The sequence below is a fragment of the Lactiplantibacillus xiangfangensis genome, from assembly GCF_001438845.1.
Taxonomy (GTDB): domain Bacteria; phylum Bacillota; class Bacilli; order Lactobacillales; family Lactobacillaceae; genus Lactiplantibacillus; species Lactiplantibacillus xiangfangensis.
On sequence record NZ_JQCL01000103.1, the window covers coordinates 140,565 to 165,741 of the forward strand.

Consider the following 25,177-nt stretch of genomic DNA (forward strand, 5'->3'; position numbering starts at 1 on the left):
AGCCTAAAGCCCAAGTCTTCCAAGACGCCATGCACTGTAACCTGGCAAAAAACGTCAGCTAACAGTGCCGACACGGCCCACTGATTCTGCCGGCTACACTAGGATTGGTTAAAAACAAGCCAAATCAATTTTCATCGAAAGATCACCCTAGCTGGAGGTCGACCATGATGAATCTGCCGCGAAAGTGGCGTTGACCGGTGGATTTCCGGTTTACGCCACCGACGTCTTGCGAGACGTGGGGTTGCGGCTTGCAAGCGAGGACTAAGACCGTTTCTCAGGCTTAGTCCGGTCGCCGCGGCGGGTGAAATCATGGGCGGCCGGAAGCGACAAGTTTACCGAATTTGTTGGTGTATTGTTGGTATCAGTTTTTATGACTTTCACCCTTCAATCCATTATAAAAAAACGGGCGACCATTGGCATTACTGCCAGTTGGTCGCCCGTTTGAGGTTAGATTACTTATTCATGAAAATATAAAGGTCAGCGGCTGAGACACCAATCGTAAAGCGAACCCCTTTTGATGTAATGGGATCGATCGTGGTCGTACTGCTGTTATTACTCTTAGTTTCTTTTTGGAATTTCTTCATCACGGTCTTAGCATCGGCGCCCGTCGTAGTACTCAACAGCGCAAAGGCCGTCCCGAAATTCTTTTGCCGGGTTTTATTTTTAAACGCCTTGGTTGGGACGATCATCGCCGCACCTAAAACGTCACCTTTTTGAACGTTAAGGCGGACCGTATAGTCCTTGGTCTTAAGCGCATTGGTTAGACCGTCACTAGGTGTCTTCGTTGGCAATAGATCATCTTTGACCTTGGCCTTCGCAGTCTTCATAGCTGCAGCGACTTGCTTCTGGCTGGTTTGTAAGCTAGCCGCCTCAGTCTTCAACTTTGCCCCAGCAACTTGTTGGGCCTGCAGTGTTTGAGCGCCCGTTGCAGCGGCAGCCCCACCAGCTTTAAGTTGGGCTTGCGCCTTTTTAACTTTAGCTTGAATTGCCGTCTGTTGCTTCTTCAAGGCCGCACCCTGCGTCTGAAGCTTTTTCGCAGCCGCTTGGTCGGACTTGCTGAGCTTGGAGCCAATCAAAGCATTATTATAAGTCGTTGCCATCTTTTGATAGCCAACAAGTTTCTTACTACCTTGAACGTGAACCGTCTTTGAGCGGCTACCAGATTTAATCTTGACCGTCTGGCGGGTCGTCTTCGTTGGAACTTGAATCACAAACGTATGGTTACGAACGCGCGCGTGTTTCGTCTTGGCACCGTCAATTTGGTAACTGACCCGACTCGTCTTCGCATTACCCTTAACGGCAGCGACTAACCCGTTTTGTTTGTAAGTGGTTTTAGTGGTTGATAAAGTGGACTGCCCACAGCCTGCTAGTACTAAACTAAGCAGACCTGCGCCGGCAACCACCATTACTGTTTTCCGAAACAAATGACACCCCTCCTTTAATCAATATCGATATTTCCAGTAAACTGACTGTTATATAAGTCAGCGTAGAACCCGTTTTGAGCCATTAACTCTTCATGAGTCCCCGTTTCAACAACGGAACCATGGTTCATCACGATAATATTATCGGCACCTTGAATCGTTGATAACCGGTGCGCGACCACGAAACTAGTCCGGTCCTTCAATAACCGTTCCATGGCATGTTGAATGTGTACTTCAGTCCGAGTGTCCACTGAACTCGTCGCTTCATCCAAAATCAGGATTTCTGGATCGGCGACAAAGGCTCTGGCAATGGTCAAAAGTTGACGTTGCCCTTGTGAAATATTAGAAGCTTCTTCGTTTAAGACGGTATCGTAGCCATCTGGCAATTTCCGTACAAAACTGTCCACGTGGGCCGCTTTAGCCGCAGCCATGATTTCGTCCTTAGTGGCGTCTTCACGTCCGTACTTCAAGTTGTCATAGATTGTCCCGGTAAATAGCCAAGTATCTTGTAACACCATTGCGAAGTGCGACCGTAAGTCTTCCCGTTTCAAATCACGGGTATCAGTCCCATTCAACCGAATCGAACCACCCTTGATGTCGTAGAAACGTTCCAGCAAGTTGATAATGGTCGTCTTACCGGCACCAGTAGGCCCAACAATGGCGACTTGTTGCCCACGTTTAACGTCTAAGTTGTAGTCCTTCATCAGCAAGGCGTCGTCGGTGTAACCAAATTGGACGTGTTCCAAACTGATCAAGTTATCCGTATCCGTCTTAGCTGGTAAGTTGGAGTGTGTCTGTTTCATTTCTTCTTCGTCTAAGACTTCGAAAACCCGTTCCGCAGACGCAACCGTCGATTGAATCGTGTTCATTAAGTTCGCCATTTGCGAGATTGGTTGTGAGAACTGTTGGGTATATTGTAAGAACGCTTGGATATTCCCTAAAGAAACGTGACCGTTAGCAACGTCAATCCCACCAATAATGGCGACAAACACGTAACCGATGTTATTCAAAAACATCATTAGCGGCATGATAATCCCAGAAATGAACTGTGCTTTCCAGGCAGATTGATAGTAATTATCATTTTGTTCTTCGAAGTCATCAATGGTGTCTTGTTCCTTATTGAAACTCTTGATAACAACGTGCCCAGCATAATTTTCTTCAACCTGGTTGTTTAATAACCCCAGGGACTTTTGTTGCGTGCCAAAGAACTTTTGTGATTTTGGTGCGATTACGCCAACAACGACCACGCTCAATGGAATCGTCACTAAGGCAATCAGCGTCAACTTCCAGCTAATTGTTAGCATCATCCAAATCGTCCCAACGAACGTGACAACACTCGTCACGGCTTGCGTTAAGTTTTGTTGCAAGGTGTTCGCAATGTTATCCATATCGTTGACGGCCCGACTCATAATGTCCCCGTTAGAATGGGTATCATAGTACGAAATCGGGACATTTTGCATTTTACCCTTAAATGACCGCCGTAATTTATAAACGGTGCGTTGTGAGATGCGCGTCATGATAAATTGTTGGATAAAGTTGAACAATGCGGATGCAACGTACATCAGCAAAACAATCAGAATGATCTGCCCAATTTTTTCAAAGTTGATGGGAAAACCATTTTGACTAATTCCGGCCTTTTGTTGTGCGGTCCCCTTCATGATGCCCTTATAAATTTCGGTCGTCGCTTTCCCTAAAATCTTAGGGGTTCGGATTTGAAAAATAACCGAAGCGATGGCAAAAATCATTACGATGGCAAGACCAACCCAACGGTCCGACATGTAGCGCATCAAACGCATCGCTGTTTTCCAAAAACTCTTAGGCTTTTCAACGACTCCCTGCGAGCCAGGTCCATGCCGTGGCCCACTAGGACGTGGTGCGTCGGCTGAATTTGATTTCTTTTCGCTCATTAAAGTTGATCCTCCTCTCGTAATTGTGACTTCATAATTTCTTGATAAACTTCATTATTCGCTTTTAGTTCAGCGTGGGTCCCCTTACCAACTAACTTCCCGTTATCTAAAACAAGAATCAAGTCGGCGTCGGCCACGGTCGCAATCCGTTGGGCCACAATGACCACAACACTTTGCTGAATCAATTTGTCTTGGCGTAACTCTGCCCGTAATTCAGCGTCGGTCTTGAAGTCCAAGGCTGAAAACGAGTCATCAAAAACGTATGCGGAAGCGTGCTTAACTAGTGCTCTAGCAATGGCTAAGCGTTGCCGTTGTCCACCAGAGAAGTTACCCCCACCCTGTTCAACGTGCGCATCCAGTCCGCCTTCTTCTTTAACGAAGTCGGTTGACCGGGCAATTTCGAGGGCGTGCCAAATTTCATCATCCGTGGCATTTTCATTCCCAAACCGCATGTTATCCCGGATCGTCCCGGTAAATAACGTCGCCGTTTGTGGGACAAAGGAAACCGCCTTGTGTAAGTCAGTCAGTTTCAAGTTGCGGACGTCCACGCCATCTAACTTAACGGCACCACTTTCAATATCATAGAACCGCGGAATCAAGTTAACTAAGGTCGTCTTACCGGAACCAGTCCCACCAATGATGGCAACCGTTTGTCCGGAATGAGCCTTAAAGTCAATGTCTGATAAAGCCAACTGTTCAGCGCTTTGATAACGGTAATCAACGTGATCAAAGGCTAAGCTGTGGGCGGTCGTTGCTGGTAACGCTTCTGGCTTGTCTGGGTTCGTAATCTTGGTCTTAATATCCAAGACTTCTTGAATCCGTGAAGCTGAAGCTGCGGCCCGTGGAATGAAGGCAAAAACCATGGCAAGTAACATGAAACTCATCAAGACTTGCATCGCGTAAGTCATAAACGCAATCATGTTCCCAACTTGCATCGTTTGGCTACCAATCAATTGGCCACCAAACCAAACAATCGCCACGTTCGTTCCACTCATGATCAACGTCATGACGGGGTATGCTAAAGCCACAATCGTATTAACTTTAATGGCATTAGCCGTGTAATCTTGGTTAGCGTCTTCAAAACGGTTTTGTTCGAATTTGTCTTGTCGGAATGCCCGGATAACCCGAACACCGGTCAAGCCTTCACGAAAGACCAAGTTAATACGGTCGGTCTTCGTTTGCATTGCCCGGAACAGTGGAATGGCGCCCCACATGATCAAGCCGATAAAGATTAACAGTACCGGAATGGAGACCACGAAAATCCAAGTCAATTCATGACTCTTCGTGTACGCCAGGAAACTTGCCCCGACTAACATAATTGGCGCCATAATCATCATCCGTAACGCCATCATTGCAACGTTTTGAATCTGAACAACGTCGTTAGTCGTCCGGGTAATCAATGAAGAAGTTTCCACTTTATCAAATTCATCATTTGAAAAGTTGATGACCTTCTTATAAATATCCGAACGCAAATTTTTCCCTAATTGTTGGGATGACCGCGCTGCGAGAAATACGTTCCCGAAAGCGGCAACTACGGATAACAGTGAAAAACCGACCATTTCAAACCCGATTTTCCAAATGTAATCGATGTCACCAGTGGCGACCCCGTTATTCACAATGTTCGACGTCAAACTAGGCAAATTCAAGTTAGCAATCACTTGGACGACCATAAATAAGATCGCCCCAATGACTGCGCCATATGAAATACGCCCCTTCGCTATTTTAAGCATCTACACGCTCCCCTTCATTCATTATCAAAATAATAATGCAGTATTCTAATCTAACGAAAAATTACTTCCTTGTCAACTATCCTGACAAGACTCACGGAAATAATTGTAACTCACTCTAGCAATTTTGACATCTAAAATGTTTTAATTTTTTATAAAGCCTTTAATAGTTAGTTAACAATGTTCTTTACTTAATTTCAAGCAAAGTAAAACGCAGCCGCTTCATTTACGAAACGACTGCGCCTACTTATAGGAAGTTTTAATTTTGATGAGGCCTTTTTTAGCTACCGGCTAAGTTGGTGCGAATATTATTAGGAACGGTCGCTTCATCGACCGCTTCCCACGTATTGACATTTTGTCCCTTAGTTTCAATTTTGAGATAGTGTTGACGCTTCAAACGGTGATCAGCGTTAAAAGTCAGTGTTCGGGGCTGACCCGCAGCATCGACCGTCTTCATCTTATAGGTGAAGATATCTTCATTCATCTCACCCTTCGTATGGCTGATAGCTTGATTCGTCAGGCCGTATACCGTCGTCACTTTCACCATGGGATTGACGTTATCCAGCGCCATCGCCAGCTCGTCGCCCCGATTCTTAGTCAAATGACTTGAAAACAATAACGTGCCCACCCCTATGACGATAATCGTCACCAATCCGAGTAAAACTTTTTTCATACTTGTCGCCCCCTGCGAGTATTTTGTATTACAAATTTTATATTATCCAATCGTTAACCAGTCGTCTAGACCACCCAAGTAATTTTTAAGTAACTTAGTAAAGCCCTAAGCAATGCTAGCTTTTCTTAAGATGTGTACCTAACTATATATTAAAAAAATGCTATTTTAACAAAATAATTACTGCGTTCCATTACTAAATCTATTAAGATAGGAAGAAGGTATAATCAGGGGGGATTATCATGTTATCAAAAAAATGGGGACGACCTTGGCTACTCACACTGCTAGGGTTATTACTACTAGGGGGCTGTAGCGCTGGTTCTACGGCCAGCAAATCAGCACATCATTCCAGTGCACAGGCGGCGACTAAAAGCCAGCAGACGCGCACTCAGCGTCAAAAACGACACTACGCTAATTGGCACCACGTTAAAGAAGTTAAGCTGCCAATTTTAATGTATCACAGTATTTCTAGTGGCAACGCGCTACGGGTACCAACTAAGGAATTTCGCAAGCAAATGGCCTATCTAAAGTGCCAGCACTATCGGACCTTGACTGCGGACGAGGCGGTTTACGCACTTAAACACAAAGCGTTACCTCAAGGGAAAGTTGTCTGGATCACTTTAGATGACAGTTATAAGGATAATATGACGCAAGCTTGGCCAATTTTGAAGAAGAATCATCAGCACGCGACCATTAACTTCATTACCGGCTTCACGGGCAAGAAGAATCATCTGAACTTGGCTGAAGCCCAAAAGATGAAAGCGTCGGGCAATATCGACTTTGAAAGTCACACGGTTCGCCATTTGGACCTCAACGACTTAACTTACCAAGTTCAACTAACAGAACTAACCAGTTCCAAGAAATGGTTGGATCAACACTTAAAACAAAAGACGCAGGTCATCTGTTACCCCGCCGGACGAGCCGACGGGGCCACGATTAGGGCGGACAAGGCTGCGGGCTACACTTACGCCTTGTCAACGGCTGAAGGTATCGCGACGAGCCACCAGAGTCCGTATAATCTAACACGTCAGCGGGTCACCCCAGGAATGAGCATGGGTACCTTTGCCGCACTACTAAAGTAATACTGTCATCAAAATTAGTTTAGCCAAGACGGGGTGTAATAGCCCCGTTTTTTAATACATATATCCGGAATTAGAAAGTGTAATTCCAATGCGCCAAGATGTTAAGAAAATTCGTAATTTATTAAAGCAAGATGCCAAACTAAAACGTGATTTGACGTCTTTTAATCAGGTTTCTAGTCCCTCATTCGATGGAGTAGCCGAAACGGTGCTGAAAGCCGCTTGATAAACCATGTTGACCTGTCTTACCAGCTAAAAAAAGTCGAAGTCGTTCTTAACGCAATTGATGACCCACAATATCAATTTATATTATTGAGAAACATTTCAGCCAAAATTAAACTTGCGAACAATTGTCAGTTAGTGTTAGCAAGTTTAATTATTTAAAAAATCGAGCATTGTTAAGCTTTTCGAAATATTATGATATACTTTGAAAGAAAAAATATTGTTAATAGGAGAACTTAATGAAAAGTATTAGAGAAATGGACGCTCCCATGGGACTAGCATTTTTCTTTGGGCCAGCATTTATTATAGTGATTGTTCTATTAGTAGGTGGGTTTAACACAGTTTCAGCCATTATGGTATTAATATTAGTTCTATGTGGTCTCAAATACATGCATACTTCAATAATCGGTAAGTATAAGACAATGCAATCCACTGTTAATAATATTCATTTAAAAAACAATAGTAAGATATTAGACGCCGGTTGTGGCCATGGAGCCTTTACGTTGCAATTTAGCAAAAAAGCAGCGAGCATAAGTGAAATAGTAGGAATTGATATTTGGAGTAATAAAGATCAAGGAAATAATTCAATCGAAGCTACTCAAAAAATAATGGATAGTAGTAGTTTGGCCGGCAAGGTGAAATTAAAAACTGCTAACATTCTAAATATGCCATTTAACAATAATGAATTTGATCTGATTATATCTAGTCTGGTACTGCATAATATTAAGCCATTTACAAAAAGAAAAGCGGCACTTTCAGAAATATCAAGGGTTCAAAAGGAAAAAGGCCAATTGATAATCATGGACATAGGATTTGAAACTAAAAAATATGTTCCTGTTCTTGAAAGTTTAGGATATTGCAATATTGATATTGTGAATACAAGTTATAATGGCTGGTGGGGTACTCCGATGGTACCAACCTTCCTTATAACTGCTTCGAAATAAAAACTGTTAACCAGATTTGGTTAACAGTCACTGCCCCGCGCAAGTATTAAGTCACTGGAAAAGTGGCTTTTTTGTTATATTTTTGACTGACTTTTAGTGAAAAGAAATGACAACCAATGACAAACTAGAGTAATAAAAAAGCTGTAATCACGGTGTTCTTGACAACCAATGATAACAGCTAATAACGAATATTGGGTATACTGGGTTCAAACCAAGCCCGGAAAGGAATGCTGTTATATCAGCGCTGACAGCCTATATCAGCACTCAAAACACGCTCGTGGTTCCCAAAATGGTTCCATTTAGTTCTAAAAACACGTTTTTACACATAATTTGATACCAATAAATCATGCTGGCGGGCACTACATAAAACCATCTTAACGGATGGCTTTTTATTTACAGTCCTTTTTTAGGGTGTCAGAAATGTCAGCATGATTTCTCTTTTTAGGGCCTCCACAATCTCCACATATTCGCTATATATTCCCTTTAGGGTGTCGCATTTGTCACCATACACAAGCTAAAGCAAACAGCTTATCTCAACTTATTATTAAGCTGGAATAAGCTTTATAGTCCTGCTTGAATCAGAGTGCTCCCTTTCGTGTATGGCAACGCTCCGATTAATAAAGTAACGTTTCATCACTGCAAAATCAGGCGCTAAATACTGACGTATCAGCATTTATAATGCTTATTTCGTGTTATGTTGTTTCAAAATGTACTGTGTTTGTTTCGTAACGCTCCGATTAAACAAATAGCCTACTATAGCAATGCCATCGCCTGAACATGGCTATGCTACAGCATTGCTACGCTTAATCCTGTGTTGTTTGTTTCCTAATTTCGTCTGTGTTGTTTTGAAATTGTATAGCTTAACACACCATTGCAGAGTAACTCACCAACAACCGTACTTAGAATACACTTGTTAATTGCCTTCCCTATTAACTAATTCCCACCACTCAAGCACCGCCCGTTTACGTACCTTGTAATACTGTGACTTTTTTAACCCTAATTGTGCTTGTGCCAGGGTACGACTACCTCCCGGAACTATAAACTCATCCCGAATTAACTTAGCTTGTCCCGGATCAGTAATAGCACTTACCGCCCCATTAACCTGATCACACCACACTTCTATTTGTTTCCACCGTCTAGGCTTCCCTAATCCCATTGCGTCAATAAATGGCTGCTCAATGATACTTTTATAAAACCGGTACCGTTTTAAATAAGAACAGGCTTCTTGGTACTTTTTATCCAACTATGATCATCCCCAATGTATGTAAAAAGGGATGCTAGCCACCCCGTTAGCATCCCTTTTATAATGCGCCGCTAAAGGCTGCGCTATGATTAATCCCGATATAGTTATTATATCATTACACCTAGTTATTTACATCAGAGTAGCTCAACTAGCACCCCAACAGTAACCCAACTGGTAACCCAATAACTTCTAAGCTAGTTGCCCTACTATCACGTATAACACTGATCTTGTTTTTTACAGCCCGACAAATCTGCCAATGAGTAACATATACATAGTAGGTTTTAAGCCTACTCACTCATTACAGCATGCACCCTTTATGGTTATTAGGGTGCACCCTAATCTGCACCCCTTGCAAGCGATAAACGTTAATGTATCAACGTTCTAGCTCTGTTCCTTATAGTGTTTGTTTCGTAAATCATCAATTACTATCACGAGCACCGTAGTTCTAACTACACACCGAACAGGCAAGTGCTAGCATCCGCTTTACAAGTGTAGTTAGAGTTACGGCTGTTATATATCAGGTTAATAAAAACCATCACCTAAATTATTACGGATGATGGTATCGGATAACTCACTATTCAATTACGCGCCTTGAATATGCCTTTCTGCATCACTTAGACGCTTGATATCAGGTTGTAACTATCTTTCCCATCCCTTTAAGTCAGCTTGCTCTATGGCACTGATACGGGCGTTCATGGTAGTTACTTGGCTCTTAAAGCTAGCAATCCCAATATTAAGTTCATCCTGATCCGTAGCAATAAACAAACCACTACTACGGCCGTTACGGTTTGCCACAATTGGGACGCCGTGCAATCCAATCAGGTTACTAACTGCCGCCCTGACATCCCGCACACTCAATTGAGTAGCCTTGCAGATATTGCGGGTCGTGATTGGATAACCAGCCCCACGCGGTAAGATACTTAACACTTTAAACTCGATCATTGATAACGGCATTCTGTTGCCCCCTAGTTTTATAATTAACGACTAGCAATATTAAAATCTTGCTTGATAATGGCTTGCACTGAACTCTCACGAACGTTAAACCACCAGTTAGTGTATTCCATCCCATCAGCTCTAAAGCCAGCTAGCAGCATGGCACCTTTAAAAGCACCGTTGTAAACATAGAAACCACTATGACCAAAGATGTGTTTCAGTCCGTAACTCGTTCGCCCTCTGTAAATCCGTTGCCGCTTAACTAACCGGTGGCACCAATCTAATAAGAATGCCTGCTGTTCATCCGTTAGCTGCCAGAAAGCGTTAGGCGAATCATATTTATTGAATTCGGGGCGGCTCTTTTCAGTATTCCCATAGAGCGAATCAATCGGCATAGGTAACTTTTTACCGTAGCACTTAACTTCTAAATCAATTTGTTTCATAGTTATCACCTTTTAAATGTATATGCTTATTACCCATTATTACTAATACCTGAAATGAAGTTGGGTCAAAAAGTGGTACTACTGGTACCAATCGTCTACTATCGTTGTTATATCAACGTTTCTAGCGGTACCACTTTGAAAACTAAAATGGTACCGTATTTTTATTAATGGGGTTCAATCCCTTGTCGCTCAACAGTTTAGAGTGGTACCACTTTTTAAAATCAAAAGTGGTACCGTTTCGGAAATTGCTTATCCCCCGGTAATGTCATTTTGTTCAAATCCGGATTCGGTACCAGTTGGTACCAGTTTTGACTTTTAAAAGTGGTACCGCCTTAAAGCCAGTAATATCAACGGGTACAGCGTTATTTGAAAATATTGGTACCATTTACGTTTTAAAAGTGGTACCGTCACTGGGCTTGATACACCGGCGTTTATAGACATTCGGTACCACTAGTACCACTTTTACACCCATGTTCAGTTCAGGTATTATGTTTTTTACTACTTTTTAACGATGCAATTATATTTCAATCCGTGTTGCGGTACCCTTGGGTAAGCTACTAACTCATCTTGTTTGCGAATATTTTCAACGCTTTCTATTTCAGCATTAGTTAACTTGGCCTGCTTTTTAGTATAATCGGGTATCAGTGGCATAAAGCGTCTAACAAACTTTGATTGTCCGTATGCTCTTAGACCGTTAATGCTGCAATATTTCTTGTAATAATCGTATAGATAATAGGTTGGCACCTTTTCAATGCCGGCTTTATCGAAGAAACTAAGCTTAAAACCAATTAGCGGATCGTTGTCAGCTTCAAACTCTGATAGGGCTTGTTGTGACACCTTAGGGATGTCGAAACGCTCAAAATCTAATTGTAAGGCCTGATATAGTACGTACTCTAAGACACTATCACGGGCTATATAATCGTTGCGAACGCTCCAATTATCGCCCTCACCCTGAAAATGATTGTTAAAAGGAACTATGACAATCCGCCGCATAGTGCCGCCCTTGTTGTGAAAGTTCGGTAAGCCGTTGCATGATTGAATGATAGTAGGCATTAACTTGGCTGTATAGCCGTCCTGTCCTTTGCTCTCAACATTTACCAGATCACCAGTAACCACACTATTAAAGTTGCTGCTATCTTTGATATAAATATCTGGTGCCACATCATCACCAATGCAAACCGTTTTACCAACCAAGCCAGCAAGCCTAAACCTCATATCAAACTCATTTACTTTCAAGGTGGCTACGTTGTCGTTACCTACCAAGTTATTAATCAATTCTTGAAACGTTCCCTTGCCACTGTTCCCCAACTCACTAAATAAGAAAATAGCTTTTTTTCGTGTGTAGTTACCGTTAAGGCTGTCGGCAATCACTTCCCAAAATAGCTTAACGATCTCATCATCATTGCAAGCAAGCTCTTTTAACCATCCGTCAACCGTCCATCCCTTAATGCTAGGTGGTACCGGGTTAGCGTGATAATTCGTAGCTATTTTAGTAGTGAAAACATACTTAGGATTGAACGGCACTAACTGGTGGCTATGCAAATTCCAAATACCATTATTTACTGGGACTAGATAACGATCATTGGTTAACTGCTGCACTCTGGCCGCCGTTTTGAGATGATAAATAACGTCCTCTGCCTGTCGTTCATTAAATGGCCGGTACATGGTTGCAATTAGTTGTTTCAAAAACAAATAGTTTTGCGTATATATGCCTTGGTCTGGTAGATACACCGCCATTCGCTCGCTTTCGTTATTCGTAAACAAGCAGAAATGAAAGTGGCGTTGCATAATCTCGGCACCGGCAAGGGTCGTCAACGGTGGCACCTTTCCTTGTTTAGCTTGCCGCTCGGTCTGATGTTTCAACTGCCATAACTCAACATCATTGTGTAGTACCTCTGCCATTTCCCGGCGGTTTTTAAAAGCCTTTTGGGTAGTAACAGCGTGCTTATGTTCTCGCTTGGAATAAGCATCAATTGACCGTTTAATATCATCTTCCAATATCTAAGCCCCCTTTCAAACACGCTTAATGATCGACTTAAAAATAGAATTGACCTCTTTTTCTGGTAATGGTGGCTGTAGTTGGTCGTTAGCATACTGTAATAGTTCGTAGGCCGTTACACCCTCACAACCAGTATTGAGAATCTTTCCCAATAACGAAGCTAGAAAACTATTGCGGTTGCCCTCACTCGTACCAGCTACTAAATCATCTAGAACCCGTCCCGTCCAAGTCTTGCGGATGTTAGAGGCGTGTTCTGTTGCCTTGTTCGTCCCTTGGCTGGGTAACAGGTCACGAAGTAGCCACTGTGGCGCGGGCTTAATTAAATTAATTGGCTCAATAGCTGTATAACGACGGTCGTCTATCTGGCTCGGTGCAATCATCACAAAATCATGTAACACGTCAATGGCCGGATATAGATTAGTTCGGCGCCGGATGCTTAACGGATCCGCCAACTTAAAAAAGTAATGTAGTCCATCGTTGGGCGTCCTTTCAATATAGGTATCCCCCGGCAATTGCTTGCCTTCTTGATTGAGCCTTCTAAGCGTAGCCACACCGTCAGTTTTCCCATGCCTATCTACATCAACTACTAATAAGCCAGCCGTATCTAATCGCATCCCTAGGTTTAGCCTCGGAACGTGTTCAAACCAACCTGCAATGGTCTGCTTGTCCGTAGTCGCATCCAGATAACCGCTAGAGCCCTTTAAAGGTACCTTGCTGTTACTTGATAACGGAAATACTGGTAAGCCTGACCTGGCTAGTCTTAGCGCTACCGTTTGAATTTCATTCATAATTACACCGCCTTAGACTGCCTGACCAACCAACGGAACCACGTTAGCAGTATCAAGGTCTGTCACGGCATCAGCAGTGTTTACCTTAATGTTGTGAATCTGCTGACTGATGGCATCCCGTTGTTTAGGTGTCATCGTTACCCGATTAGTAAGCTCTTGTAAGTAATCTAACTGAACTAATGTGGCGTTGATCGTGGTCTTAGCATGGTTTAAACGTGACTGGCTTTTATTCATGATCTGCAGCCCCCTTTGAGTTTTCATCATTGGAAACCGGGTTAATGCTGTCAGAAACCCCGTTATTTCTGTTTAAAACCTGGTTAATGCCTGCATTAACCCCCGTTGCAATATCATTAATTTCACCAATAGTCCCTTCAACGTCGGCTGTATCCTGATCAATATTCATTGCCAACTCACCCAGCTCGCGAAGTATGCAGATTGTGCTATATAACGTAGTCTCACGTTCATCAATTGCTTGTCTTAGTTCTTTGTGAGACATCTTAAAATAGTTGTCATGGCTATTTACAGCTTGTTTCAACGTCGGAGTTACTAAATCGCTAATAGCCAAAATGCTACTGTATGATTTTCTTATAAGGCTTATCCCCTTAGTGGCATAACTGCACGCCTCGTTAATATCTTTTAATTTTGCTAATTCTGTAATTGGTTTTTGCATTACTATCGCCTTTCATCACGTCGCAATTTTCGATATAATGAGAGTGTAAAAAGGTTATCTAATACGCTTTAGCAACCTTGAACCGTGCTTACTCGCCAAAGTAAAAGCATGGTTCTTTTTTATACTCTCAATCATTAAACTAGCTCCTAACCTTGCTAGGGTCTTTAAACGCATTGTTTAGGGTCTCGGCACCACCACTAAATAGTTTTATTTCATCCTTAACAAACTGCTGCCGTTTAGTAATATAGCGATCAACACGCCATAAAATCTGTTGATACTCCATCAGCATCCCTCTAACCTCGTACCCCTGTAAATCATCAATTGACTGGTAACCTGGTCGCTGTTTTATATCATCAGCAATCATATTGACCATATCCGTCTCAGCTTCAAGCTGACAACCTCCAGTTAACAGGTCAATTTGTAAACTAGTTAACTTTTTTAAGTCACTGCCACTCATATCAAGCCGCCAATGTTCATCATCTTTTATCAAATTACACACCTCTCCTACAACTGATCAATGTTCTAAATAAGCCAATATCTCAAATCATAACCGCACCCGCTCGCCAGCATGGATTTTAAATTGAATTGCCGTTGTGATTAATAAACTTATCTATCTCTGTCTTGTTAAACAGTGTCACGCCATTAATAATCTGACAGCTTAGACCACTCTTAACCCAGTTTCCAAACGTTACCGGGCTAACGCCTGCATAGTCAGCAGCGGCACTCTTGCGCAACCACTTTTGACTAACACCAGCATCCCGCTTAGCAGCGTCCACAGAATCCGCAACTAATTGATAAACGTAGTCCCGCAATGCTTGGGCTTGTTCAGCCCCTAAGATAACTCGCATCGGTTCACTCATTACTTCTCACCACCTTTCAAAGCTCGTATAGGATCAACAATTAACGGTTAGCCTGCTTAGTAGGTAGTGTTAGCCTGATCTGATAAATAATGCCTTGTACCTGTAGCGCCGCCTTAATCTGTTGGTAATCAAATTTCATTCCCAGCAAGGTCTTAATCTGCTGCTTAACTCGTTTGACCGCATCCGCCTCGCTGGCACTTAGATAGTGGGTAATAGCCTCCGTCGTAGGGATGCTGCGGGCTTTGCGCAATTCATTCACGCTAACCCCTAACGCCTGTTTATATACCAGCTTGTTGATATTAATATACAAATGGCCGTGTTCACCCAGTGCAGGGCTCTCACTGATAGCGTCGTGCAGACTTTTTGAGAACTCTTTTCCCAATTCAAACTTAGATTGCCGCAAAATCAATTCACGCTTCATAGAAGCAAATTGACTAACAAGCCGTTCCTGAAACTCCTCTACTTGCGGTGTGTTGCTCAAATAGAAAAATAGTAACATCGCTTGTCGTTCGTTCAATTGATAAGAAATGGACGTTTGTCCGCTTGATAAAGGTGTGAATGTCGTTCGCATCTTTCCAAAGTGTTCAAGCCTATCTTTATGATTAGTGATTGTTCGTTTTAATGAGCGATGGCTTAACCCTACATTTTCAGCAATCACATCCGAAGTCGTAAAAGGCTCGGCATCTAGTCTCTTACTGGTCAACTCAACTAGGTTCATTGCTCGCCCTCCTCTACTTGGTTTGTGGTGTGTACTCAATCAACTCACTTAACGGAATTTGTAAAAAGTCACATATTTTCCGCAAAGTTTTCAATTCAATATTTTCAGATTTCCGATAATAAATATTAGTCAATGTAGTTCTGCTGATACCGGTACCCTTTGTAACATCATCAATCTTTAACAACCGTGCACCTAAAATCATGGATAAATTATTTCTCATATTTAACACCTCCATCAAGTTGAATACATATCATCAATGCAACGTATTCAATATATCTTCATGATGTCCATTTGTCAAATACCTATCGCTAATGTATAGTATTCAATGACTAATATACTGATAGAGAGGTGGAAAATATGCTAGAAATAAAATTGCGTGAATTGCTTTCAAGGGAAAATATGACTATTGCCGAATTATCTGAAAAGACAAAAACCAATAGAGCATCTTTAACTCAACTTGCTAACAATAATTCTAAGATGGTCAAGTTTGAAACGTTGGATAAAATTGTTAACGCCTTGAATGTAAATGACGTTTCCGACTTGTTTAAGCTAACGAACGCCGGTAAAGTCCAATTAATTTTGAAATCAAAAAAGAGTAGTACTCATTTTGTTGCCACTATGAAGATTGTTTTTGAGCCCGTTAGAGGTGAACGAATTGAGGAAAAATTTGATATAGATTATGTGCTTTCTAAGCTGGATAGCGATACGTATGTACTTAATGGTCAACCTTTACAAAACATTACTCAAGATATTGAAAATGTGTTTCATTGGGCTAGTGATAAGTCATTGGCACTGTTTATACAAGAATTTTGGAAAGAACTTTTAAATCCACCTTCAAAGTACGAACCCGTACTACAGCCAGATTTTCTAAAACATCTATCTAAGGACGAAGAACATCCCAAGCATATTCAAGTGTTCTCTGTCGTCCGTGAACTACCTTGGCTAACAAAAGTTATCGACGTTTACGCTGTTAAAAATATTGTTGTAACTAAACTCTTCCCAGAAGGATTTCAAGTTAGCGAGGGATATAGCAATACACCTAAAAATGAAATTGTTTTTATTCCAGATCTATACGGAATATTCGAAAATATTTAGTATTTCCCTACATACCCCGCTCGCCAGCATGGTATGAAAGGAATAATCAATCATGGCAACATTCAAGCAGTACAAAACTAAGTCCGGCCTAGTTCGCTGGGAAGCTCTCACTGATCTAGATACTGGAACTATGGGAAAACGTACCCGGAAACATAAACGGGGCTTTAAAACAAAAAAGGAAGCCCAATTATGGACTTCCAACGTTCAAGTAGACTATGAAAAACAGGGTTATATTTCTAACGATGATATTACCTTTGAACAATTATATGATAAATGGTTTCTTGATTATAAACAAAGCGTCAAGGAATCAACTTGGGCTAAAACTGCTGATATATTCAGGCTCCATATTATCCCCGTACTAGGTTCTACTAAGATAAAAGGCCTAACTGTACCCCAATGCCAGAAAGTCGTTCAGGATTGGTTTAACGCTGGTTTTAAGCACTATCGCCGTTTTCGTAGTTCAGCCGTTGCCATCCTAAACTATGGCGTTCGTATGGAATTAATTACCCGGAACCCGATGGCTAAAACCAGCATCCCCAAACGTAAAGACGTCTTAGAAACACCTACCTTTGATTTTTACGAGAAAACGGAACTAATCAAGTATTTGAACGCCGCCTATCAGTATGATGAGATGGCACCCTTTACGTTCTTCCGGCTGTTAGCGTTCACTGGGATGCGTAAAGGCGAAGCACTTGCCCTACAATGGTCGGATATTGATTTTAAAACCAATGAGATCAGTATTAGTAAAACAGAATCAAAAGGGAATGGCGGCCGCCTGCTTGTTCAGACACCTAAGACAAAGACTAGCCTTAGGACTATCAAGGTAGACGCCAAAACGATGCACTGGCTCCATAAGTGGCACTTAAACCAGGCTAGTCTTTACTTGGAATTAGGTTACAACACACACGGCACCAGTCAACTCGTTTTCTCTAACCAATATAATGAGCTGCTACAACCTAGCGTCCCAGAACACTGGAATCAAAGTATCTGCAAAAAGTATGATCTACGACATATTAAGATACACGCATTCCGTCACACGTTCTGTACCCTTGCTTTTGCTGCTGGCGTTAGCCTAATGGAAGTATCCAAGACATTGGGACACGCTAACTTAAACATTACCCAGCAGGTCTATTTACACGTTACAGAGCAACAGAAAGCGGATGTAGCCGCTAAACTAGACCAATTCATGAGTATTTAGCAACTTTTGTAATACTCTGGTACGAGCCACTAAATGGTTCCTTAGTGGTTCCCAAAATGGTTCCATTTATTTATCAGTTATTAACCCTCATTGAAATTTACGGCAAACAAAAAGCCGTCAACCAAGGTGTTTTAAACCTCATTGACGGCTATCGTATTGAACCAATTGGGTATACTGGGCTCGAACCAGTAAATTACGGATTCAGAGTCCGCTGCCTTACCAATTTGGCGAATACCCAATAACAACTATTTAATAGTAACTTTTCGCGCAATTACTGTCAAGACTTCTTAGCCATCTTTATGCAATAAAAGTGAATTTTCTCTTATGACTTGCATTTCCCGCCAACTTTCGACACACTGGGCTGTAGAGGTGGTTATTATGTCAACTGGTGAGCTGACCCGGCTGTTCAACCACTTACGCCAACAACTGATCGTGTGGGCGGTGACCGCGGTTGGTCTAGCCGTGATGCGGACCTTTCTACTCCCCACCCTACTGACATTTGTTTTCTGGTGTAGTGTGGCTTACTGTTTATTATTATTCATTGGTTTAGTTATTGTGACGATATTCCGTTTAAAACGGTAAAATCCGTTTGACAAGGCCCTTATGTTTCGGTAAGATAGTAACTGAATTTGTGCCCGCTGGTCAAATTGGTTAAGACGTCGCCCTCTCAAGGCGGAATTATGGGTTCGATCCCCATGCGGGTGATTTCATTAAAAATACGGAAAAACGAAAAGCAAGCAAAGCGTTGTTATATCAGCGTTCTGCTTGCTTTTTCATTGTCGTTTTCTTTCAATTTGACCACAATGAACCCGTGAATTCATGCAAAACGTTTTACGGTTGGCTTTCAGGGTTTATAATGGAAGAGTAACGGAATACCCGTTAGTAATTATTCAGTGTTAAATTAACCGTTTTAGTGTCAATACAAAGGAGATAATGTTTTTGGTATACAAAGATGTTTTTGGAATCGATCATGACGATTGTCACATTGTTCAAACACGTCACGAATTCAATCGTATTTTTATCATTGAAAACTCAGTTGGGTCACGCTTCACCTGTATCAAGGACGGCGCCCCACTTGAAAAGAAAATGTCCGGTCACTGGAAGTACGCTAAGGCCAGTGATGCACCCAAGAACTATGCTGTCCCTTATAAAGCCCAAAAGCGTTAATACCTGGCGAAAAGAGGATTCAGATGCGACTATACAAACCGTTAACTAAACCCGATGGTCGGGTCCAACACACCGGCGCACGTCACACCAATCCCTACTACGGTAAACGTGGTGCCGAATGGGTCAAAGATACCAACGCGTCTTTATATAATGCCCAACATGAACATTCACAATCAAGAAACGACATAGAACGTCGCGTTAGCCGAATGACCCGCTACACTGTTTTTACAGTTCTGATCGTTCTGGCAATGATTATCGTCGGGTTTATTATCTATTCAATCGCACTTAGCTTATAACGCAAAAATCCCCACACATTCAAACGATGTGTGGGGATTTTTAGTTAACCTTTAATTTCTTTGGTATCAACGAGTACTTTGCTAACCATTCGTAGCTCATCGGTCAATTCGGAAGTCCGAATCCGACCGAACTCGTCTAAGAACTTGCCAAGGCGTTCTTCATTTACTTTTTCAATTAACTTAGCTACTGACTCACCCTTCGGAGTAAGGGTTAAATACCGGTAACGTCGATCGTATGGATCGATGTTCAACACAATCAAGTCATTATTAATCAGGTAGGTTAGTTTTCTTGAAATGGCAGACGAAGAAACGTGCCGATCAGCTGCTAGTTCCTTTACCGTAATCCGATGTTCACTGCTATGATCCAAGTAATAAAGGATTAGAAATTGTTCAAACGAAATATCGGCGTCTTCCACCATCGTTTGGATGATTTCTCGTAAGTGACTTTCCAGCCAGGACATCCCTACTAAAACTTTCTCAAACAGTTCTGTATCATCATACTTTGCCTTTTTTTCCATGGTATCAGTCTTCAATTCTTCCAACCCCATTTGAGCGTCGTGTTCAGGCGGAGATTATTCACGACTCCGTGACTAAGCACGGTCACTAACTGCTGGCATAATTGTAATTTCAAGGTCACGAGTCATCTTCTTTTCGATGGCATCTTGAACGGCGCGATCCGTTACAACTAAGCTCGATAACTTACTCTTCCCATCCATAATGTCCTTGACGTGTTGGTTATCCAAGTTGTCTGCAGACACGATTGGTAAGACGTGGAAGTGTTCGTTGGTTGCCTTTAAGCATTGATCAAACAATGGTGTATCGACACCCATAACTAGGACACTGTCTTGTTTTTGTAAGACAGATGATAACCACCAAGTTAATAATTGCGCTTCAGAATGGAATACGTTAGTGATGGCTTCATCCTTGTTAACTAATTGGATCGATAATTCATGGTTGCTACCATATTGCTTGATCATTGCAATCGAGCGATCTGGCCGGTAGAAGTTTTCTAATGTAACTTGTGAATTGTTCGTCCGGTCGAGGTATTGCGTTACTGACATGAAGCCAGCTGCGTCATAAACATCACGCCGCGTTGCAATTGAACCGTTGAAGTACGTGATATACCAAATAGCACCGTTCTTACGGTACTTCAGATCCATAATCAAGTTGCCGCCGTCATCAGCGATAGCCGTAATTTGTTGATCTGAATTCCGCTTGTACTGCCATGCTGGGTTGTCAGGCAATTCTGGCTTTGATTTGGCCACTTGACCTGGAACCTTCGACTGGATAGCGTAATACATGTTAAATAGGCCAGTATGCTTTTCAACTAAGCCGTTATTTTGATAGCTCTTCCAAATATCAGGTAAGCTGTCATTGTAGTTAACCGTGACAACGTTAGCGTCGCCCTTAACTTCATTCTTCAAGAGTCCCATGATCATAGCCATTGAAGTCTTTTCTTCATCAGATAATGACTGAATTAAATCATTGCTGAAAAGGAAATACTTCGATGATTGGTCAAACTCAACAGGTGAGACCAAGTGGGTCGTGCCGTAATCCGATTTTAACTTAGCGTCAATGCTTTCAATCTTTTGTTGTAAGCCTTTAACGGAAGTTTCGTTTTGATCATAGTCATGTTGTAGCCGGTTAATCTTTTGATTAACTAAATTCAACTGACGTGATTGTTCATCCTGCGCGTTCTTGGTCTTACGATCATAAGCCACTAAGGCATCTTGAGCGGTATGTAACGATTTTTCCGCAGTCGTGATGGCGTGTTCTTTGCTTGACCGGTCACGAGTTTCAGATTGTTCACGTTTTTGAAGTTTAACGAGTTCACTGTTGATTGCGTCACTCTTTGAATACAGATCTTGCGCTTGCTTTTCTTGTTGCTTCATTAAAACAAACAACTTCTTCAAGTCTTGTTCGCCTTGAATAGCTTTACGCATATCCGCTTCATTTTGACGCAAATCAGCTAATGACCGTTCGGATTGGCTAATCTTTTGTTGCAATGAGTTTAACGTTTGGTCGCTCTTAGCTAAGGAATGTTTAGCATCATCGTACTGTTTTTGTGCAGTATTGATTTTAGCAACCATCGTTTTGCGTTCGTCGCCATTGTTCGTGACAACTTTATCCTGTTTCTGTAAAGAAACTTTAGCATCAGCTAACTGTTGACCCAGGTTCTTTTGTTCCGCAACTAAACTCTCGTAACGTTGCTTTTCGTGCTTGCGATCCTGAACCAGTTGAACCTTGAGTTCCCCACGTAAAACTTGGTACTGACTGTTCAAATCAGACATTTCACGTTCAATCATTGAGCTGGTCTTTGCGGACTTTTGTCCTGCACGACGCTGATTGACGCGGTTCTGCCCTTTAATCGGTGTAACGTTGGATGCAGTCGCACTACTGCTACCTGCTGGTGAAGCACCCGCGGCTTTTTGATCATTGCCAGGTGTTACTTTTGGCTTTGGCTTCTGAGCAGCGACAGTTGAGGTCGCCGTTGCGCGCTCAGAATGACCCGCAAAATCCTCATTCTTATCTTTGCGCTTTAAACTGAACATCTTCATAATGCAACTCCTCCATAAACTTGATTGTTTGCTCAAAGAGTAGAAAGGTCGGAAAAGCGACCTTTCCATCCGTTCAGCAAATAATCAAGTTGTAATTAATTATTATGCTTCATGCTTGCGACGTGATACACCGAAGTACAATGCTGAACCCATTAACATCGTCCCAAGACCCAAGATTGCTAAAGCAGTCCCGTTTTCGTCTTCGTCAGTTTGCGGCAATGCCTTTGCATCGGAAGTCTTAGTCTTAGGTGTTTCAACAGGTTTCAAAGCAGCGGCTGCAGGAAGAACACCGGCAGTCCCAGCTTCAACGGGTTGTTGTGCAACCGGTTTAGCAACTGGTGCAGTGCTACCTTGAGCCTTGTCGCCATCGGCAGGAGCCGTGGTTGGTGCGGTGCTACCTTGAACCTTGTCACCATCAGCAGGAGCCGTTGTTGGGGCCGTTGTTGGTGCTGTTGTTGGTGCGGTCGTTGGAGCCGTTGTTGGTGCGGTTGTTGGTGCAGTCGTAGGCGCTGTTGTTGGTGCGGTCGTAGGCGCTGTTGTTGGTGCGGTCGTTGGCGCCGTTGTTGGTGCGGTCGTTGGGGCCGTTGTTGGTGCGGTCGTTGGGGCCGTTGTTGGTTGCGACGTCTTAGCGTAAACCAACGTTACAACACTGTCAGCATCACCAATCGTACCCATAGCGTTATCTGACTTGAGCTCGTAACCATCGATATCCTTAGTTGCATCGTAAGCCGTGCCAGTTTCACCAGTAAAGGCCTGATCATCTGCAAGTGCGTTGCCATCTTCGTCAACGTACTTAGCAGTTACGGTGTATTGAGCAGCAGCATCCTTGTTGTAAACAAAGGCTAACTTGTTGCCACCGGCAGTTAATGCAACCGCATTAGCATCACCAGTTTGAAGGGCACCGTTATCACCGAGTTTGTAGCCGACGTAAGTGTAGCCAGCAATTTCAGGATGAGCAACGGAATAAGTCCCACCATTTTGGGTGAAGGTCCCGTCAGCACCTTGTTGAATTGGATCACTCGTTTTAGCAACAAGATTACCATCTTCGTCTTGGTACTGAATTTGTAATGCAGTCGTTTCAACGTAGGCTAACATAACCTTAAGACCATCTGCACTAAGTGTTCCAGTTAATGGTTCACTAGCTTGAGCAAGCGTGTAACCATTCAATACAGCTGGTGTAATGGTGTAAGTACCACCAACATCGCCGGCCTTAGTGACAGTAACAGGGTTGTCATCAGCACCAAGCACTGGAACAGCCTCAGTACCATCTGCACCACTCTTGTTGATAATGTAGTAAGTTACATCAACATTGGCTTGTTCAACTGGTTCAGTTGAAGTGTTTTCAGTTGAATAATTCCAGCCGGGTACAGTTTGCAGACTTACAAAATCATTGGAATTTGGAACATCTGTAAATTGTAGGCTCCCTGAAGGACTGCTAGTAAGTGCGTTGTAAACAAAATTGAAGGTGATGTCATCACCAATTTTGTTGTAAGAAACTGGTGTGAATGACGTTGCATCAGCGTCACTCAACGTGGTCTTCTCACCATTGGTAACGTAAGATGCTAACTTCCAAGTCCCATTTGCAGGCAATGAGTTAACTGGTTTGATTGTAAATTGGCCGTTTGATTGTGACGTCCAGTTAACGCCAGTCGTATTCTTAGTCAACGTAATGTCAACGTTATATGACTTGCCGGCTTCTGGATTATTGATCTGCGTGTTATTAACCGTTTGGCTAACTTGACCAGTATTTTGTTTAGCAACGTCACCAGTTTTTTCAACCGTAGTCGTGCCTTCACTAGGTGCTACGGAAGTAACGTCAACTTGGGCGTCTTGTGAGACACTAACCGTAGCTTGTGAAGCTGGCTTCGTAACTGTTGGTGTAGCTTGTGAAACTGCCGTATCAGCAGCTTTAGGTGCAACAGCATCTTTGGTTGCATCATCAGCAGCTGGCTTTGCAGCAGTGTTAGTATCAACCTTGCCAGATGTTTCTTGAATCCCTTGGGTAGCAGGTGCAGCAGCAGTTTTATCGTTAGTCTTAGTTTGTACGTTAGCATCGGTCTTTGCAGCCGTTTCAGGTGCAGAACTGGCACCCTGCTTTTCACCTTGAACTTCTTCAACTTGTGACCCACCATTATTGGTAGTATCAGCAGAAGCGTTTACATTTGCAAGAGAGAGTCCGGCAAGTAAAGCTAAGGTCGTTGCACCAGCAGCAACCCACTTTTTGCCGTCCTTATACATCTTTACCCGGTATACTGAATCGCCGGTAATTTTTTGATTATCTTTTGACATGTGGTTTTTCCTCCCCAAACATCAACCAAATACACCGCTTAATCAAAACGGTGGGTGACAAATCGCTTGCCAACCCACCATCTTAGTCACGCGTATTTGTGTTGTGTCTATTACACCATTAATGATTCCATTGGCATTCGATCACACTGTAATGACTCAAACTTGAATCAAAGCCGTATAATTCGCCAAAGAACATCATTAGTAACACTTAATGTGTACGATGATGTGCATCCCTGGTAAAATATTAAATCACTGAATCTCATAGTATGTGCGTTGCTATTATAATTACGAGCTCAATCATTTAACGGGGTAACCTGTTAACTCTATAATCTCTCATAATTATAATAATATAAAGGGATAAATTAGTACAATAATTAATTTATGTCCTAAAATCAACCTTTTGGTAAAAGCAGCTACCACACATACTAGGAAGTTAGGCGTTTGATAAGAAACCTGCTTAACTCCACTGAATCATGACTTTACTTTAGAACAAGCCTTTAAGTGCTGAAACTAAGTTCAAGATGAATGAATGGAATCCACCGAATGGATCGTTTGAAACACTTGATGAATATGATGAAGTATGTGTACCTGGTAATACGTGTAAGTCAGTAAAGAAACTCATATTGTTTGCCTCCTAATGGCATTAAAATTTTAGCTTTAGAATAAACCCTTAAGTGCTGAAACTAAGTTCAAGATGAATGAATGGAATCCACCGAATGGATCATTTGAAACACTTGAAGAGTATGATGATGTATGCGTACCTGGAAGTACGTGAAAATCGTTAAAGAAACTCATGTTGTTTGCCTCCCCTATTTATGAATTAGCTGAAATTCAGCTTATTTGTTGAATAAACCCTTTAATGCTGAAACTAAGTTCAAGATGAATGAGTGTAAACCACCGAATGGGTCGTTTGAAACACTTGATGAATATGATGAAGTATGGGTACCTGG

The 25,177-nt window shown here is 42.3% G+C and carries 26 protein-coding genes and 2 tRNA genes; 8 read left to right on the forward strand and 20 right to left on the reverse strand.

Translation table 11 applies throughout. The annotated features are described in order from the left end of the window. Positions 1 to 452 precede the first annotated feature (452 nt). From IV64_RS13265 to IV64_RS13280, 4 genes are all read right to left on the reverse strand, one after another. Positions 453 to 1,424 carry a hypothetical protein gene (locus IV64_RS13265; RefSeq protein WP_057707765.1) on the reverse strand — a complete coding sequence of 324 codons (972 nt, stop codon included), beginning with the start codon at positions 1,422 to 1,424 and terminating at the stop codon, positions 453 to 455. A gap of 14 nt (positions 1,425 to 1,438) precedes the next feature. Beyond that, positions 1,439 to 3,328 (reverse strand): ABC transporter ATP-binding protein, encoded by a 1,890-nt coding sequence (locus tag IV64_RS13270; RefSeq protein ID WP_057707767.1) that lies wholly within the window; start codon positions 3,326 to 3,328, stop codon positions 1,439 to 1,441. Then, complete coding sequence (locus IV64_RS13275; protein ID WP_057707769.1) at positions 3,328 to 5,058, reverse strand: ABC transporter ATP-binding protein; 1,731 nt, start codon at positions 5,056 to 5,058, stop codon at positions 3,328 to 3,330. The genes IV64_RS13270 and IV64_RS13275 overlap by 1 nt, the downstream gene beginning before the upstream one ends. 277 nt (positions 5,059 to 5,335) lie before the next feature. Further along, a complete protein-coding gene (locus tag IV64_RS13280; RefSeq protein WP_057707771.1) occupies positions 5,336 to 5,728 on the reverse strand; it encodes a YxeA family protein in 393 nt (130 codons plus the stop codon). Positions 5,729 to 5,967: 239 nt separating this feature from the next. Here IV64_RS13280 and IV64_RS13285 point away from each other — a divergent pair, with 239 nt between their 5' ends. Both IV64_RS13285 and IV64_RS13295 read left to right on the forward strand, forming a co-directional pair. After that, positions 5,968 to 6,807, forward strand: coding sequence for a polysaccharide deacetylase family protein (locus tag IV64_RS13285; RefSeq protein ID WP_057707773.1), 840 nt, complete (start codon positions 5,968 to 5,970; stop codon positions 6,805 to 6,807). 458 nt (positions 6,808 to 7,265) lie between these two features. Beyond that, positions 7,266 to 7,970, forward strand: a complete 705-nt coding sequence (locus tag IV64_RS13295) for a class I SAM-dependent methyltransferase (protein WP_057707775.1) — start codon at positions 7,266 to 7,268, stop codon at positions 7,968 to 7,970. Positions 7,971 to 8,883: 913 nt separating this feature from the next. On the opposite strand, the gene IV64_RS13300 is transcribed toward IV64_RS13295, so the two are convergent. The 11 genes from IV64_RS13300 to IV64_RS13350 all read right to left on the reverse strand — a co-directional run bounded on the left by IV64_RS13300 (position 8,884) and on the right by IV64_RS13350 (position 15,844). Beyond that, positions 8,884 to 9,213, reverse strand: a complete 330-nt coding sequence (locus IV64_RS13300; protein WP_057707778.1) for a hypothetical protein — start codon at positions 9,211 to 9,213, stop codon at positions 8,884 to 8,886. Positions 9,214 to 9,852: 639 nt separating this feature from the next. Beyond that, positions 9,853 to 10,167, reverse strand: coding sequence for a hypothetical protein (locus tag IV64_RS13305; RefSeq protein WP_057707780.1), 315 nt, complete (start codon positions 10,165 to 10,167; stop codon positions 9,853 to 9,855). 23 nt (positions 10,168 to 10,190) lie between these two features. Further along, positions 10,191 to 10,589, reverse strand: a complete 399-nt coding sequence (locus tag IV64_RS13310) for a hypothetical protein (RefSeq protein ID WP_057707782.1) — start codon at positions 10,587 to 10,589, stop codon at positions 10,191 to 10,193. Between the two features lie 498 nt (positions 10,590 to 11,087). Further along, the gene (locus IV64_RS13315) at positions 11,088 to 12,587 is read right to left on the reverse strand and encodes a DNA primase family protein (RefSeq protein WP_157061182.1); all 1,500 of its coding nucleotides are present in this window, start codon (positions 12,585 to 12,587) and stop codon (positions 11,088 to 11,090) included. A gap of 15 nt (positions 12,588 to 12,602) precedes the next feature. Beyond that, positions 12,603 to 13,376, reverse strand: a complete 774-nt coding sequence (locus IV64_RS13320; RefSeq protein WP_057707784.1) for a bifunctional DNA primase/polymerase — start codon at positions 13,374 to 13,376, stop codon at positions 12,603 to 12,605. Positions 13,377 to 13,388: 12 nt separating this feature from the next. Continuing rightward, a complete protein-coding gene (locus IV64_RS13325; RefSeq protein ID WP_057707786.1) occupies positions 13,389 to 13,610 on the reverse strand; it encodes a hypothetical protein in 222 nt (73 codons plus the stop codon). Beyond that, positions 13,603 to 14,046: a hypothetical protein gene (locus tag IV64_RS13330; RefSeq protein ID WP_057707788.1), complete on the reverse strand. Its 444-nt coding sequence runs from the start codon at positions 14,044 to 14,046 to the stop codon at positions 13,603 to 13,605. Before IV64_RS13330 ends, IV64_RS13325 begins: the two co-directional genes overlap by 8 nt. Positions 14,047 to 14,185: 139 nt before the next feature. After that, complete coding sequence (locus IV64_RS13335) at positions 14,186 to 14,536, reverse strand: hypothetical protein (protein WP_057707790.1); 351 nt, start codon at positions 14,534 to 14,536, stop codon at positions 14,186 to 14,188. Positions 14,537 to 14,621: 85 nt separating this feature from the next. Continuing rightward, the gene (locus tag IV64_RS13340; RefSeq protein ID WP_237757351.1) at positions 14,622 to 14,906 is read right to left on the reverse strand and encodes a MerR family transcriptional regulator; all 285 of its coding nucleotides are present in this window, start codon (positions 14,904 to 14,906) and stop codon (positions 14,622 to 14,624) included. A 40-nt stretch (positions 14,907 to 14,946) separates the two neighbouring features. Continuing rightward, the gene (locus IV64_RS13345) at positions 14,947 to 15,624 is read right to left on the reverse strand and encodes a Rha family transcriptional regulator (protein ID WP_057707796.1); all 678 of its coding nucleotides are present in this window, start codon (positions 15,622 to 15,624) and stop codon (positions 14,947 to 14,949) included. 13 nt (positions 15,625 to 15,637) lie between these two features. Then, positions 15,638 to 15,844, reverse strand: a complete 207-nt coding sequence (locus IV64_RS13350; protein WP_057707798.1) for a helix-turn-helix domain-containing protein — start codon at positions 15,842 to 15,844, stop codon at positions 15,638 to 15,640. A 137-nt stretch (positions 15,845 to 15,981) separates the two neighbouring features. On the opposite strand from IV64_RS13350, the gene IV64_RS13355 reads away from it, so the two are divergent. After that, positions 15,982 to 16,719 carry a helix-turn-helix domain-containing protein gene (locus IV64_RS13355; RefSeq protein ID WP_057707800.1) on the forward strand — a complete coding sequence of 246 codons (738 nt, stop codon included), beginning with the start codon at positions 15,982 to 15,984 and terminating at the stop codon, positions 16,717 to 16,719. Positions 16,720 to 16,771: 52 nt separating this feature from the next. After that, positions 16,772 to 17,917, forward strand: a complete 1,146-nt coding sequence (locus IV64_RS13360) for a site-specific integrase (protein ID WP_057707802.1) — start codon at positions 16,772 to 16,774, stop codon at positions 17,915 to 17,917. 165 nt (positions 17,918 to 18,082) lie between these two features. Here IV64_RS13360 and IV64_RS13365 read toward each other — a convergent pair. Further along, positions 18,083 to 18,155, reverse strand: a tRNA-Gln gene (locus IV64_RS13365). Positions 18,156 to 18,295: 140 nt separating this feature from the next. Here IV64_RS13365 and IV64_RS13370 point away from each other — a divergent pair. The 4 genes from IV64_RS13370 (at position 18,296) to IV64_RS13385 (ending at position 19,380) form a co-directional block, all read left to right on the forward strand. Further along, the gene (locus tag IV64_RS13370; RefSeq protein WP_057707803.1) at positions 18,296 to 18,499 is read left to right on the forward strand and encodes a hypothetical protein; all 204 of its coding nucleotides are present in this window, start codon (positions 18,296 to 18,298) and stop codon (positions 18,497 to 18,499) included. 50 nt (positions 18,500 to 18,549) lie between these two features. After that, positions 18,550 to 18,622 (forward strand) — tRNA-Glu (locus IV64_RS13375). A gap of 228 nt (positions 18,623 to 18,850) precedes the next feature. Continuing rightward, the gene (locus IV64_RS13380) at positions 18,851 to 19,084 is read left to right on the forward strand and encodes a hypothetical protein (RefSeq protein WP_057707805.1); all 234 of its coding nucleotides are present in this window, start codon (positions 18,851 to 18,853) and stop codon (positions 19,082 to 19,084) included. A gap of 23 nt (positions 19,085 to 19,107) precedes the next feature. Next, a complete protein-coding gene (locus IV64_RS13385) occupies positions 19,108 to 19,380 on the forward strand; it encodes a hypothetical protein (RefSeq protein WP_057707808.1) in 273 nt (90 codons plus the stop codon). A gap of 44 nt (positions 19,381 to 19,424) precedes the next feature. Here the strand turns inward: IV64_RS13385 and IV64_RS13390 are convergent, their stop codons facing one another. The 4 genes from IV64_RS13390 to IV64_RS14575 form a co-directional block, all read right to left on the reverse strand. After that, positions 19,425 to 19,913, reverse strand: coding sequence for a MarR family winged helix-turn-helix transcriptional regulator (locus IV64_RS13390; protein WP_237757352.1), 489 nt, complete (start codon positions 19,911 to 19,913; stop codon positions 19,425 to 19,427). Between the two features lie 57 nt (positions 19,914 to 19,970). Then, positions 19,971 to 21,938: a coiled-coil domain-containing protein gene (locus tag IV64_RS13395; RefSeq protein ID WP_057707812.1), complete on the reverse strand. Its 1,968-nt coding sequence runs from the start codon at positions 21,936 to 21,938 to the stop codon at positions 19,971 to 19,973. 102 nt (positions 21,939 to 22,040) lie between these two features. Beyond that, positions 22,041 to 24,227, reverse strand: coding sequence for a MucBP domain-containing protein (locus IV64_RS13400; protein WP_057707814.1), 2,187 nt, complete (start codon positions 24,225 to 24,227; stop codon positions 22,041 to 22,043). A gap of 484 nt (positions 24,228 to 24,711) precedes the next feature. Next, positions 24,712 to 24,849, reverse strand: coding sequence for a hypothetical protein (locus IV64_RS14575; RefSeq protein ID WP_157061184.1), 138 nt, complete (start codon positions 24,847 to 24,849; stop codon positions 24,712 to 24,714). Between the last annotated feature and the right edge of the window lie 328 nt (positions 24,850 to 25,177).